Source organism: Curtobacterium sp. CFBP9011 (genome assembly GCF_034045095.1).
Lineage (GTDB): Bacteria > Actinomycetota > Actinomycetes > Actinomycetales > Microbacteriaceae > Curtobacterium.
The window spans coordinates 292,296-305,077 of record NZ_JAXCWN010000004.1; the positions used below are offsets into that span (position 1 = coordinate 292,296).

General features: G+C 71.4%; 12 protein-coding genes. 10 read left to right on the forward strand and 2 right to left on the reverse strand.

Annotation, left to right across the window (positions count from 1 at the left end; translation table 11 throughout):
• Positions 1 to 46: 46 nt before the first annotated feature.
• The 5 genes from SOM35_RS11095 (at position 47) to glmM (ending at position 5,826) form a co-directional block, all read left to right on the forward strand.
• Positions 47 to 205, forward strand: a complete 159-nt coding sequence (locus SOM35_RS11095; protein WP_320515420.1) for a hypothetical protein — start codon at positions 47 to 49, stop codon at positions 203 to 205.
• Between the two features lie 171 nt (positions 206 to 376).
• Entirely contained in the window at positions 377 to 3,196 is a 2,820-nt protein-coding gene (locus SOM35_RS11100) for an ExeM/NucH family extracellular endonuclease (RefSeq protein ID WP_320515421.1), read from the forward strand.
• A gap of 263 nt (positions 3,197 to 3,459) precedes the next feature.
• Complete coding sequence (rplM, locus tag SOM35_RS11105; protein ID WP_111073916.1) at positions 3,460 to 3,906, forward strand: 50S ribosomal protein L13; 447 nt, start codon at positions 3,460 to 3,462, stop codon at positions 3,904 to 3,906.
• A 38-nt stretch (positions 3,907 to 3,944) separates the two neighbouring features.
• On the forward strand, positions 3,945 to 4,430 hold the full coding sequence (gene rpsI / locus SOM35_RS11110) for a 30S ribosomal protein S9 (protein ID WP_111073915.1): 486 nt from the start codon (positions 3,945 to 3,947) through the stop codon (positions 4,428 to 4,430).
• 22 nt (positions 4,431 to 4,452) lie between these two features.
• Positions 4,453 to 5,826: a phosphoglucosamine mutase gene (glmM, locus tag SOM35_RS11115; protein ID WP_320515422.1), complete on the forward strand. Its 1,374-nt coding sequence runs from the start codon at positions 4,453 to 4,455 to the stop codon at positions 5,824 to 5,826.
• Positions 5,827 to 5,981: 155 nt separating this feature from the next.
• Here the strand turns inward: glmM and coaA are convergent, their stop codons facing one another.
• Positions 5,982 to 6,926 (reverse strand): type I pantothenate kinase, encoded by a 945-nt coding sequence (gene coaA / locus SOM35_RS11120; RefSeq protein WP_111073913.1) that lies wholly within the window; start codon positions 6,924 to 6,926, stop codon positions 5,982 to 5,984.
• Positions 6,927 to 7,021: 95 nt separating this feature from the next.
• Positions 7,022 to 7,507, reverse strand: a complete 486-nt coding sequence (locus SOM35_RS11125) for a glutathione peroxidase (protein WP_111073912.1) — start codon at positions 7,505 to 7,507, stop codon at positions 7,022 to 7,024.
• A 70-nt stretch (positions 7,508 to 7,577) separates the two neighbouring features.
• On the opposite strand from SOM35_RS11125, the gene glmS reads away from it, so the two are divergent.
• Genes glmS through tsaE form a run of 5 tightly spaced genes read left to right on the forward strand, consistent with a single transcriptional unit; the run spans position 7,578 to position 12,587 of the window.
• Positions 7,578 to 9,425: a glutamine--fructose-6-phosphate transaminase (isomerizing) gene (gene glmS / locus SOM35_RS11130; protein WP_320515423.1), complete on the forward strand. Its 1,848-nt coding sequence runs from the start codon at positions 7,578 to 7,580 to the stop codon at positions 9,423 to 9,425.
• A 6-nt stretch (positions 9,426 to 9,431) separates the two neighbouring features.
• Entirely contained in the window at positions 9,432 to 9,830 is a 399-nt protein-coding gene (locus SOM35_RS11135; RefSeq protein ID WP_290157779.1) for a holo-ACP synthase, read from the forward strand.
• On the forward strand, positions 9,827 to 10,930 hold the full coding sequence (gene alr / locus SOM35_RS11140) for an alanine racemase (protein WP_320515424.1): 1,104 nt from the start codon (positions 9,827 to 9,829) through the stop codon (positions 10,928 to 10,930). The genes SOM35_RS11135 and alr (SOM35_RS11140) overlap by 4 nt, the downstream gene beginning before the upstream one ends.
• Positions 10,927 to 12,090 carry an alanine racemase gene (gene alr, locus SOM35_RS11145; protein ID WP_320515425.1) on the forward strand — a complete coding sequence of 388 codons (1,164 nt, stop codon included), beginning with the start codon at positions 10,927 to 10,929 and terminating at the stop codon, positions 12,088 to 12,090. The genes alr (SOM35_RS11140) and alr (SOM35_RS11145) overlap by 4 nt, the downstream gene beginning before the upstream one ends.
• A 38-nt stretch (positions 12,091 to 12,128) precedes the next feature.
• Complete coding sequence (gene tsaE, locus SOM35_RS11150; protein ID WP_320515466.1) at positions 12,129 to 12,587, forward strand: tRNA (adenosine(37)-N6)-threonylcarbamoyltransferase complex ATPase subunit type 1 TsaE; 459 nt, start codon at positions 12,129 to 12,131, stop codon at positions 12,585 to 12,587.
• Positions 12,588 to 12,782 lie beyond the last annotated feature (195 nt).

Sequence of the window (12,782 nt, forward strand, 5' to 3'; positions counted from 1 at the left end):
GGGGCTCCTTGTCGTCATGGCGACACTGGGCTGTTGCATCGTCGGCGTGGCAAACCAGAAACCGACGATCCGCGCGATCGCGGCCGTGGCGACCGTGGTCCTCATGGCGGGTTCACTGGCGCTCGCGAGGAAGCGCGGGAACCTCATCGGGTGGTACGTCGTGGCGATCGGGACGACCGTCCTGCGCGTGCTCTCCGATCTGTGACGGAACCGACGGCCGCCGCAGCAAAGCCTGGAGTGTGTCCGTTTCGACGCGCCGGACCGATCGGTCGGTCGTATGTGCGCGAGGGGCAGGATTTCACTGCGACGTAACCTGAGCGTCCCCACAAGTCCGTAGCGTGGCGAGGTCCCTCCCGACTCCGAACCGAAGGTCCCCATGCCACGAACCGTCGGACGCACCCTGCTGTGCGCCACGGCTGCCGCGACCCTGATCGCCGCACCGCTCGTCACCGTCACCGCCGCCTCCGCGAACCCGACGGGCACCGGACTCGTCATCTCCGAGGCGTACCTCAAGGGCGGCAGCGCGAACCAGCCGTTCACCAACCGGTTCGTCGAGATCGGCAACCCGACCGGCGCCGCGGTGTCCGTCGACGGATGGTCGCTGCAGTACCGCTCGGCGACGAGCACGGGAGCATCGAGCACCGTCGTGCCGCTCACCGGGTCCGTCCCGGCGAACGGCACGTACCTCGTGCAGGGAGCGTCGAACGGGACGGTCGGCGCTGCACTCCCCACGCCCGACGTCGTCTCGACGTTGAACGCCTCCGGTGCGAGCGGGACACTCGTCCTCTCCGACCAGTCGACGGCGCTGGCGCTGCCCGCGGGCGCGGTCACGACGGCGACGCCCGGCGTGGTGGACCTGCTCGGGTACGGCGCCTCGAACACGTCGGAGACTGCTCCCGCCACGAACCCCTCGGGCGCGAACGGCACCCCGGACGCCCTCGTCCGGCAGGGGACGACCGACACCGACGCGAACGCCGCGGACTTCACCCTGACGCGGACGATCACCCCGCGGAACGCCGCTGGCGAGACGGCAGCGGGCGGCACGACGCCGACGCCGGGCGGCGGTGGCACCACCCCGCCGACCACGCCCCCCGTGGCCGCGACCATCCCGGAGATCCAGGGCACGACGGACACCTCACCGCTCGCCGGCTCGAACGTCACCACCAGCGGCGTCGTGACCGCGGTCTACGCCACCGGCGGGCTGAACGGCTACACGATCCAGACCCCGGGGACGGGAGGCGCGACCACCCTGGCAGCGCGGACCGCCTCCGACGGACTGTACGTCTACTCCGCCGCCACGGTCGGACTGGTCGCGATCGGCGACCACGTCCAGGTCACCGGCGCCGTGTCCGAGTTCAAGGGGCTCACCGAGCTCACCGTCGCGGAGACCGCCGGGCTGACGGAGCTCACCACCCCGGCAGCCGCTCCGGTCCCGGCCGCCGTGGCGTTCCCCCGCACGGACGCCGAGCGTGAGGCGCTCGAGAGCATGCTCGTCGCACCGCAGGGCGACTACACGGTCGCCGACAACTACACGACGAACCAGTACGGCGTGGTCACGCTCGCCACGGGTCCGGGCCGGCTGCTGCAGCCGACCGAGGTCGCCCGCCCGGGCAGCGCCGAGGCCGCCGCGGTGGTCGCCGACAACGCCGCCCGCACGGTCACGCTCGACGACGGCGCGAGCACGAACTTCCTGCCGCGCGACGGCCAGGACCAGTCGGCCCGGTCGATCCCGGTGCCGTGGCTGACGAACGCGGGCCCGGTCACGGTCGGCGCCGCCACGACGTTCACCGAGCCCGTGGTCCTCGACTACCGGAACGACGTCTGGACGTTCCAGCCGACGACGCCGATCACCGGTGCGACCGCGAAGGCCGACCTGCCCGCGACGTTCTCGGACGTCCGCACCACGGCGCCCGCCGCGGTCGGCGGCGACCTGAAGCTCGCCGGGTTCAACGTGCTGAACTACTTCCCGACCACGGGCGACCAGCTGACCGGCTGCACGTACTACCGCGACCGCGCCGGTGACCCGCTCACGGTCAACTCCGGCTGTGACGCCCGCGGTGCTGCCGAGGCGGAGGACCTGGCGCGCCAGCAGGTGAAGATCGTGAAGGCGATCAACAGCCTGGGCGCCGACGTGGTCTCGCTCGAGGAGATCGAGAACTCGGCGGCCTTCGGGCAGGACCGTGACGCCGCGGTGGCCACCCTCGTCGACGCGCTCAACGCCGCCACCGGGTCCGACACCTGGGCGTACGTCCCGTCGCCGACGAAGCTCGCCGCCGACGAGGACGTCATCCGCCTGGCCCTCATCTACAAGAAGGCCCGGGTCGCGCCGACCGCCGAGTCGACGATCCTCACCGACTCGGACGTCTTCCAGCGGCAGCCGGTCGCGGACGCGTTCCGCCCGGTCGGTGGGACCGCGGACGACGACTTCCTGGTGATCGCGAACCACTTCAAGTCGAAGGGCTCCGGCACCGGCGAGAACGCCGACCAGGGTGACGGCCAGGGCGCCTCGAACGCCGACCGGGTGCGCCAGGCCCGAGCCCTCACGACCTTCTCCACCGCGATGCAGGCGCAGTACGGCACCGACAAGACCTTCCTGATCGGTGACTTCAACGCGTACAGCGAGGAGGACCCGATGGTCGTCCTCCGCGACGCCGGCTACACCGACCTGGCCCCGGCCCGCGACCAGACCGAGTACTCGTACGTCTTCAGTGGGCTCAGCGGGTCGCTCGACCACGTGCTGGCGTCCCCGGCGGCACTGGCGAGCGTGACGGGCGTGGACATCTGGAACATCAACTCGACCGAGTCGGTGGGCCTGGAGTACAGCCGGTACAACGTGAACGTCTCGGACCTGTACACGGACGACGTGTACCGCGCGAGCGACCACGACCCGATCCTGGTCGGCTTCGACCTGACCGCGGCCGAGGTGCCGGGCGACCCGACGCCGGAGCCCACGCCGGAGCCCGGCACGGACGACCCGGCAGGCGACCCCACCGCTGACCCGACCCCGGCGCCGATCGCCGGTGGTGCGGGGACGACCCCGGGGGCCGGCGTGACGCCGACCACGGGTGGCGGCAGCCTGGCGTTCACCGGCGCGGAGATCGGCGGCGGCCTCGCGGCGGCCCTCGCGCTCCTGGCCGCCGGTGGCGGGCTCCTCGCCCTCCGTCGCCGCCGGACGACGGGTGGCAGCGCCGAGTGACCTCGCGCTGAACGCGACCACCGACGGGAGGCGCGGCACGGGTCCGACCCGTGCCGCGCCTCCCGTCCGTGGTGTCGGGGAGCGGCGCGCGGTTGACCGGGACGATCGGCGTCGGCTAGGCTCATCTCTTGGTCTGCGCGCTCTGTTGCGCCAGACAGTCAGATGGGCCCTCCACCGGGTCGTTCAGCGGGCATCTGCCCGCGGGAACGCCCACCGGAGTGGGATTCACGGACTCCTCACCTCGACACGAAAGCAGCACTCCTGTGACTCGTACGTTCTCCCCGAAGCCGGCAGACGTCCAGCACGACTGGATCGTCATCGACGCGACCGACGTCGTGCTCGGCCGCCTCGCTTCGCACGTCGCCGCCCTCCTCCGCGGCAAGCACAAGGCCACCTTCGCCCAGCACATGGACATGGGTGACTACGTCATCATCGTGAACGCCGACAAGGTCGCCCTGACCGGGTCGAAGCTCGCCAAGAAGGTCTACTACCGTCACTCCGGTTACCCGGGCGGCCTCACGGCCACGAGCTACCCGGAGATGCTGGAGAAGCACCCGACCCGCGCCGTCGAGAAGGCGATCCGCGGCATGCTGCCGAAGAACACCCTCGGTCGCGAGCAGCTCAAGAAGCTCAAGGTCTACGCAGGCGCTGAGCACCCCCACGCGGCGCAGCAGCCCAAGCCGTACACCTTCGACCAGGTCTCGCAGTAACAGCGGCCACGACGACTTCCAGGAACGAGAAAACACTCATGGCTCAGATCGCTGACTCCATCGACCAGACCCCGGAGACCTTCACCACCGAGAGCGCACCCGTCGCGTCGGAGGCGGCTCCCCGTCAGATCCTCAACGTCTCGGGCGGTGCCGTCGGTCGCCGCAAGGAGGCCATCGCCCGCGTGCGTCTCGTCCCGGGCTCCGGCACGTTCGTCGTGAACGGCCGCACGCTCGAGGACTACTTCCCGAACAAGCTGCACCAGCAGCTCATCAACGACCCGTTCAAGGTGCTCGAGCTCCTCGGCTCGTACGACGTCACCGCCCGCATCACGGGTGGCGGCCCCTCGGGTCAGGCCGGCGCGCTGCGTCTCGCCATCGCCCGCACCCTGAACGAGATCGACCGCGAGAACAACCGCGCGACCCTCAAGAAGGCCGGCTTCCTCACCCGTGACGCCCGCGTCATCGAGCGCAAGAAGGCCGGTCTCAAGAAGGCCCGCAAGGCGTCGCAGTTCTCGAAGCGCTGATCGCCTGACGGCGGGAGATCGCATGCCGCGTCTGTTCGGTACCGACGGCGTTCGTGGCCTCGCCAACGGCGAGTTGACGGCCGCGCTCGCACTGGGTCTTGCCCAGGCGAGCGCGGCCGTGCTCACGCACGGACACCATGCGGACGCTCGACGAGCGTCCGGTCGCACGCGCCCCAAGGCCGTGCTGGCGCGCGACCCGCGCGTCTCCGGCGAGTTCCTGGGTGCCGCAGTGGCAGCCGGGCTCGCCTCCGCCGGCGTCGACGTCCTCGACGCCGGGGTCATCCCCACCCCCGCAGCGGCGTACCTCGTCGCGGACATCGACGCCGACTTCGGCGTGATGATCTCCGCGTCGCACAACCCCGCGCCGGACAACGGGATCAAGTTCTTCGCCGCTGGTGGGCGCAAGCTGCCGGACGAGGTCGAGGACCGCATCGAAGCGGCCATGCACGACGAGTCCGCACCGACCCCCACGGGCGCCGAGGTGGGTCGCATCACGCGGTTCGCCGACGCCGAGGACCGCTACGTCGTGCACCTGCTCGGCACCCTGCCGCACCGGCTCGACGGCATCCACGTCGTACTCGACTGCGCCAACGGTGCTGCCTCCGGGGTCTCGCCCGAGGTCTTCGTGAACTCGGGCGCGAAGGTCACGCTGATCGGTGCCGACCCGAACGGCATCAACATCAACGACGGGGTCGGCTCGACCCACATCGACAACCTGGCACGCGCCGTCCTCGAGGCCGGAGCCGACGTCGGCATCGCCCACGACGGCGACGCGGACCGGTGCCTGGCGGTGGACGCCGAGGGCAACGCGGTGGACGGCGACCAGATCATGGCGATCCTCGCGCTGTCCCTCAAGGAACGCGGCCGACTGGTCGACGACACCCTCGTCGCGACGGTGATGTCGAACCTCGGGCTGAAGCGGGCGATGGCGGACGCGGGCATCACCGTGATCGAGGCCGGCGTCGGCGACCGCTACGTGCTCGAGAAGATGAACGAAGGTGGCTACTCGCTCGGTGGCGAGCAGTCCGGTCACATCATCTTCAACGACTTCGCGACGACGGGTGACGGGGTCCTGACGGGCCTCCACCTGGTCGCCGAGATGGCGCGCACCGGCAAGTCGCTCGGCGAGCTCGCCGCGTGCATGACCGTGTTCCCGCAGGTGCTGCTCGCCGTCAAGGGCGTCGACCGGCACGGGCTGCAGGACCAGGGCGTGCAGGACGCGATCGCTGCGGCGACCGCGGCGCTGGGCGACACCGGCAGGGTGCTGCTGCGTCCCTCCGGTACCGAGCCGGTCGTCCGTGTCATGGTCGAGGCCGCGTCGCAGGAGGACGCCCAGCGCGTCGCCGAGGAGCTCGCCGAGGTCGTCCGCGAGCGTCTGACGCCCGAGGCCGCGTAGCCCGCCGGAGCCCCGGCCGCGGAGCCCGGCCGCGCCCGCTGGCGTGTTCCGGCCACGCACAACAGGAACCCGCTCGAACCACGGACGTCTGCGGTTCGAGCGGGTTCCTGTTGTGCGACGCCACTCCGAACCGACCCGGGAGAGGACCCCGCCGGTCAGATCTTGCGGAGCAGGACGCTCGTCACCTTGTGGTCGGCGGCCTTCTTGAGCACGAGTGTCGCCCGGGAGCGCGTCGGCAGCACGTTCTCGAGCAGGTTCGGTTCGTTGATCGCGCGCCACACCCCGGTCGCCGTGGCCACCGCGTCCTCGCGGGACAGTGCTGCGAAGCGGTGGAAGAACGAGTCCGGGCTCGAGAACGCCTGCTCCTGCAGCGCCAGGAACCGGTCGACGTACCAGGACTCGATGTCCTTGGTCTTCGCGTCGACGTAGATCGTGAAGTCGAACAGGTCGGAAAGTGCCAGCCGACCGTGCACCGGCGGCGCCAGCACGTTGAGCCCCTCGACGATGAGGATGTCCGGCTGTCGCACCACGATCTCGGCGTCCGGCACGATGTCGTAGACCAGGTGCGAGTAGTACGGCGCCCGGACCTCGGTCGCGCCGCTCTTCACCTGGCTGACGAAGCGCAGCAGGGACCGGCGGTCGTACGACTCCGGGAAGCCCTTGCGGTCCATGATCCCGCGGCGCTCGAGTTCCGCGTTCGGGTACAGGAAGCCGTCGGTGGTCACGAGTTCGACCCGCGGGGTGTCCGGCCAGCGCTTCGTCAGTTCGCGCAGCAGACGCGCGACGGTGCTCTTGCCCACGGCGACGGACCCGGCGACACCGATCACGAACGGCGTCCGTCGGGCGCGTTCGCCGAGGAAGCGGCTGGTCTCCGCGTGCAGGTCCCGCGCGCCGGCCGCGTACAGCGTCAGCAGCCGGGAGAGCGGCAGGTACACGTCCTGCACCTCGGTCAGGTCGAGTCGGTCCCCGAGTCCACGCAGCTGCACGATCTCGGTCTCGGTGAGCGAGAGGTGTTCCTTCGGCGCGAGCTGCGACCACTCGTCCCGCGGGATCTCCACGAAGGGGGTGGGGTGCGCGACGGTCGTCTCCGGGATCGGCATGGGATCGAGCGTACCCAGCCGGGAGGCCCGCCACCGGTCAGCGACGTCGGCTGCGGTGGACGGGCCTCCTGTCCGTCAGCGGGTGCACCTGCCGATCAGGCGGGGAGCGCCGCCTCGATGGCGGCGACGACCTCGGGGGCGTCCGGCTTGACCGTCGGGCGGAAGCGCGTGACCGTGCCGTCCGGGGCGACCAGGAACTTCTCGAAGTTCCAGATGACCCGTCCGGCCTTGCCCGAGGCGTCCGGAGCCTGTGTGAGCTCGCGGTAGAGCGGGTGCGCCGAGCGGCCGTTCACCTTGACCTTCTCGGACATCGGGAAGCTGACGCCCCACGTGGTGGAGCAGTACTCCTCGATGGCCTCGGACGAGCCGAGCTCCTGCAGGAACTGGTTGCTCGGGAAGCCGAGCACGGTGAACCCCCGCGGGCCGTACGTGCGCTGCAGTTCCTCGAGCTGTTCGTACTGCGGGGCGAGGCCGCAGCGCGAGGCGACGTTCACCACGAGCACCGCCTTGTCACCGAAGCTGCCGAACGTGGTGGTCTCGCCCTTGATGGTGGTGATCTCGATGTCGTCGAAGCGTCCCATGCCCGGAGGCTATCCCCACCCGCCGTGCGGTTCGCAGGGTGCTCCCCGCGCTGCCCGTAGGATCGATCCCATGTGTGGAATCGTCGGATACGTCGGCAGCAACAGCAGCACGGACGTCCTCCTCGGAGGCCTGCGTCGCCTCGAGTACCGCGGCTACGACTCGGCCGGCATCGCCGTCGTCGATCCGGCCGGAGACCTGACCTCGGCGAAGAAGGCCGGCAAGCTCCAGATGCTCATCGACGAGCTCGACACCAACCCGATCGCGGACGGCGGCACCGGCATCGGCCACACCCGCTGGGCGACGCACGGCGGCCCGACCGACGAGAACGCACACCCGCACCTGGCGGACGACGGCAAGCTCGCGCTGATCCACAACGGCATCATCGAGAACTTCGCCCCGCTGAAGGACGAACTGCTCGCCGAGGGCGTCGTCTTCCACAGCGAGACCGACTCCGAGGTCGCCGCGCACCTGGTCGCGCGCGAGTTCCGCGAGACCCACGACCTGACCGAGGCGATGCGGCGCACGGTCGCCCGACTCGACGGCGCCTTCACGCTCCTCGTCGTGCACTCCGACCAGCCCGGCGTCGTCGTCGGTGCCCGTCGCAACTCGCCGCTCGTGGTGGGTCTCGGCGACGGCGAGAACTTCATGGGCTCCGACGTCGCAGCGTTCGTCGCGTACACGCAGCGCGCCCTGTCGATCGGCCAGGACGAGATCGCCACGATCCGTCCCGACGGCGTCGACGTCATCCACTTCGACGGCACCCCCGCCGACCGCAACGAGTTCGAGGTGAACTGGGACGCCTCGGCCGCCGACAAGGGCGGTTGGTCCTCGTTCATGGCGAAGGAGATCAGCGAGGAGCCGGAGGCGGTCCGCAACACGGTCCTCGGCCGCGTGCACGAGGGTGCGGTCACGCTGACCGACCTCGAGCCGATCGCCGAGCGCCTGCAGCAGGTCGACCGCGTCATCGTCATCGCGTGCGGCACCGCGGCCTACGCCGGCATGCTCGGCAAGTACGCGATCGAGCAGTGGGCCCGCGTCCCCGTCGAGGTCGAGCTGGCCCACGAGTTCCGCTACCGCGACCCCGTGTTGAACGAGCGCACGCTCGTCGTCTCGATCAGCCAGTCCGGCGAGACGATGGACACGCTGATGGCGGTGAAGTACGCCCGCGAGCAGGGTGCCCAGGTCCTCTCGATCTGCAACACCCAGGGCGCGACGATCCCGCGCGAGTCCGACGCCGTGATCTACACGCACGCCGGCCCCGAGGTCGCGGTCGCGTCGACGAAGGCGTTCCTGGCGCAGGGCGTCGCGCTCTACCTGCTCGGGCTGCACCTCGCCACGCTCCGCGGCACGATGACGGCGGAGCAGATCGCCGCCCAGGTCGCCGAGCTCGAGGGGCTGCCGGAGAAGCTGCAGCAGACCATCGAGGACGCCTCCGGGGTCGCCGAGCTGGCCAAGTGGATGGCGGACACCCGCAGTGTCCTGTTCCTCGGCCGGCACGTCGGGTACCCGATCGCACTCGAGGGCGCGCTGAAGCTCAAGGAGCTCGCCTACATCCACGCCGAGGGCTTCGCCGCCGGTGAGCTGAAGCACGGTCCGATCGCGCTCATCGAGCCCGGCCAGATCGTCTTCGTCATCGTCCCGTCGCCGCGTGACGCCCGGTCGCTGCACCCGAAGGTCGTCTCGAACATCCAGGAGATCCGCGCCCGCGGTGCCCGGGTGATCGCCATCGCGGAAGAGGGCGACGCCGCCGTGCTGCCCTTCGCCGACGAGGTCCTGCGGATCCCGCTCGCGACGCCGCTGTTCGAGCCGCTGCTCGCCGTGGCGCCGCTGCACATGTTCGGCATGGAGCTCGCCGCGGCCAAGGGCCTCGACGTGGACCAGCCGCGCAACCTCGCGAAGTCGGTCACCGTCGAGTAAGCGGACGTGATCATCGGCATCGGGGTCGACGTGGTCGACCTGGAACGGTTCGAGCGGGTCCTGACACGGACCCCCGCGATGCGGTCGCGGCTGTTCACCGACGCCGAGCAGCTGCGGGACGGTGAGCCGCGCCCGGTGGCGTCGCTCGCCGCCCGGTTCGCCGCGAAGGAGGCCCTGATCAAGGCCTTCGGGTCGAGCGCCGGCCTGAGCTGGCGGGAGCTCGAGGTCGTCGCGGACGACCAGCGGAACCCGTCGCTCACCCTGCACCAGGGTGCGCAGCGGGTCGCCGACGAGCGCGGCGTCGGGCACGTGCACCTCTCGCTGTCGCACGACGGCGGGATCGCGACGGCGTTCGTCGTCATCGAGGGCCGGGACCGGCCCGCAACGGAAGGACCGATCGCGTGAGCGCGTTCACGGGGGTGACCGTCGACCGGGAGGCGTTGATCGCCAACTACGCCACGGTCGCGGAACAGGTGGCTCCGTCCGGCGTCGTCGCGGTGGTGAAGGCCGACGCGTACGGGCACGGCGCCGTCGAGGTCGCCCGGGCCCTGGTGGACGCCGGCGCGGACTGGCTCGGGGTCGCGGACCTCGACGAGGCGGTCGCGCTCCGGGAGGCCGGCATCGACGAGGGCGTCCGGATCCTGGCGTGGCTGCACGCCCCCGACGAGGACTTCCGCCGTGCGGCCCGGTACGGCATCACCCCGGCGGTCTCCAGTGTCGAGCAGCTCTCCACCGCGGCCGACGCCGACGTGCCGGAGGTGCACCTGGTCGTGGACACCGGCCTCAGTCGCAACGGAGCGGTCGAGTCCGAGTGGCCCGAGCTCTTCGCGACGGCCGCGGCCCTGACCCGGAACGGCGACCGCACCCGCATCGAGGGGCTGATGTCGCACCTGTCGAACGCCTCACGCTCGGACGACCTCGACCAGGACGCCGCACTGCAGCGGGCGCTCGACGGCCTGGCAGCGGTCGGCATCCGCCCCGACGTCGTGCACCTCGCCGCCAGCGCGGGCAGCCTGGCGCTGCCGGAGACCCGCCGCGACCTGGCCCGGGTGGGCCTGGCGTTGTACGGACTCAGCCCGTTCCCGGACCGGACCTCGGCCGACCTCGGCCTGCGGCCCGCGATGCGGGTGACCGCCGCGGTGCTGCGGACGGTCGCGGTGCCCGCGGGGGACGGTGTCTCGTACGGGTACACCTGGCGTGCCGAGCAGGACACCCGGCTCGCGGTGATCGGGCTCGGGTACGCCGACGGCTTCGACCGGGCGTACGGCAACCACGTCTCGGTGCGGATCGGGGACCGGCGGTTCCCGGTCGTCGGACGGGTGGCCATGAACGCGATGCACATCGACATCGGGGACGCGGACGTCGCGATCGGGGACGAGGTCGTGCTCTGGGGTGACCCGGCGAACGGCGACCCCGCGGTGGAGGACTGGGCCGCCGCGATCGGCACCATCAACTACGAGGTGGTCGCCCGGGTCGGCCGCAGCGTCGAACGGAGGACGACGTGAGCGCAGGACTGCGCCGGGCGGTCATCGACCTGGACGCCTACCGCGCCAACCTCGACCTGGTCCGGTCGTGGATGCAGCCGGTCGAGGTGATGGCGATCATGAAGGCCGACGCCTACGGGCACGGCCTCGAACCCATCGCCCTGACCGCGGTCGACGCGGGCATCCGGTGGATCGGTGTGCTGACGGTGCCCGCGGCGCTGCGGCTGCGCGCCATCGGCGTCGGCGAGGACGTCCACCTGTTCACCTGGCAGCACGACCCGGCGCTCGACTTCCGCGACGCCATCGACTCGGCCGTCGACCTCGGTGTCTCCAACGTCGCGGAGCTGCGTCGCATCGTCGACGCGGTCGACCAGCGTCCGGCGCGCGTGCACCTGGGCGTCGACAGCGGCCTGCACCGCGACGGCGCGACCGCCGAGGACTGGACCGCACTGGTCGAACTGGCGCGCGACGCCCAGCGCGACGGCCGCATCGAGGTCGTCGCCGCGTACACGCACCTGGCGGAGTCCTCGGACGCCGACGACTCCGCCGCCGTGGCGCACTTCGACGCCATGGTCGAGCAGGCCGAGGACCTGGGGCTCGACATCCGGTGGGAGCACGTCGCCGCGTCGCTCGCCGGCCTGGAGCGCAAGGAGTTCCGGAAGGACATGGTCCGGATGGGCGCCAACCTGTTCGGCATCCCCGGTGCCGACGGGGTCTCCGCCGCCGACCTCGGCCTGACGCCCGTGATGACGCTCTCCGCCTCCGTCGCGAAGACGAAGCGCGTCCCGGTCGGCACCGGCGTCTCCTACGACTACACGTACCGCACCGACACCGAGACGACCCTGGCGCTCGTGCCGGTCGGCTACGCGGACGGCGTCCCCCGTGCCGCCCAGGGGCGCCTCGAGGTCGCGATCGACGACACCCGGTACCCGATCGCGGGCCGCGTCGCGATGGACCAGTTCCTGGTCGACGTCGGCGACGACGACGTCCGGGTCGGTGACACCGTGACGCTGTTCGGCACCGGTGAGGACGGCGAGGCCACGGTCCTCGAGTGGGGCCGGGCACTCGACACCATCGGCGAGGAGATCGTCTGCCGGATCGGCAGCCGGGTCCCGCGCGTGTACGAGGGGCACTCCGGCGAGGGCCGCGTGGGGGAGTACCTGCGGGGCGAGCGGTCGTGACCGTCCTCCTCGACACCACGGTCGCCACGACGGACGAGATGGGCGCGCTCGGTGCCCGGATCGCCGCCGTGCTGCGGGCGGGGGACCTGGTCGTCCTCACCGGGCCCCTGGGCGCCGGCAAGACCACGATGACCCGGGGACTCGGCGCGGCGCTTGGCGCCCGCGGGCAGGTGTCCAGCCCGACGTTCGTGCTCGCCCGGACACATCCGACGACGGCGGGTCCGGACCTGGTGCACGTGGACGCGTACCGGTTGTCCGACCCGGTCGAGCTCGACGACCTGGACCTCGACTGGGACGGCTCGATCGTCGTCGTCGAGTGGGGCCGCGGGATGGTCGACGGGGTCGGTGACAGTGTCCTGGACGTCGAGATCACCCGGCCGACCGGTGGCGGGGGCGCGGACGATGACGACGACGTCGATCCGGACGAGGTGCCGGACGAACCGCGCCGGGTCGTCGTGACCGGGACCGGGCCGCGGTGGCAGGACTGCACGCTCTGACCGTGGCGCGGACCGTCGGCTGACGCTCGTCGTCCTGGACGGGAGGCCCGGATCACCGGGCCCGTGTGGCGGACGTCGGGTGGGCCTCCCGTCCCGCTCTCCGCGGAGATCGGACAACCCGATCCGGAACGCTTGGCCGGTGGGACCGGGAAGCGTAGCGTCGCCCGCGCTACACCGCGGACCCTGGCCGCGGTC

Coding starts and splice junctions, on each gene's coding strand:
- SOM35_RS11100 (WP_320515421.1), top strand. CDS start 377: ATGCCACGAACCGTCGGACGCACCCTGCTGTGCGCCACGGCTGCCGCG.
- rpsI (WP_111073915.1), top strand. CDS start 3,945: ATGGCTCAGATCGCTGACTCCATCGACCAGACCCCGGAGACCTTCACC.
- glmM (WP_320515422.1), top strand. CDS start 4,453: ATGCCGCGTCTGTTCGGTACCGACGGCGTTCGTGGCCTCGCCAACGGC.
- coaA (WP_111073913.1), bottom strand. CDS start 6,926: ATGCCGATCCCGGAGACGACCGTCGCGCACCCCACCCCCTTCGTGGAG.
- SOM35_RS11125 (WP_111073912.1), bottom strand. CDS start 7,507: ATGGGACGCTTCGACGACATCGAGATCACCACCATCAAGGGCGAGACC.
- glmS (WP_320515423.1), top strand. CDS start 7,578: ATGTGTGGAATCGTCGGATACGTCGGCAGCAACAGCAGCACGGACGTC.
- tsaE (WP_320515466.1), top strand. CDS start 12,129: ATGGGCGCGCTCGGTGCCCGGATCGCCGCCGTGCTGCGGGCGGGGGAC.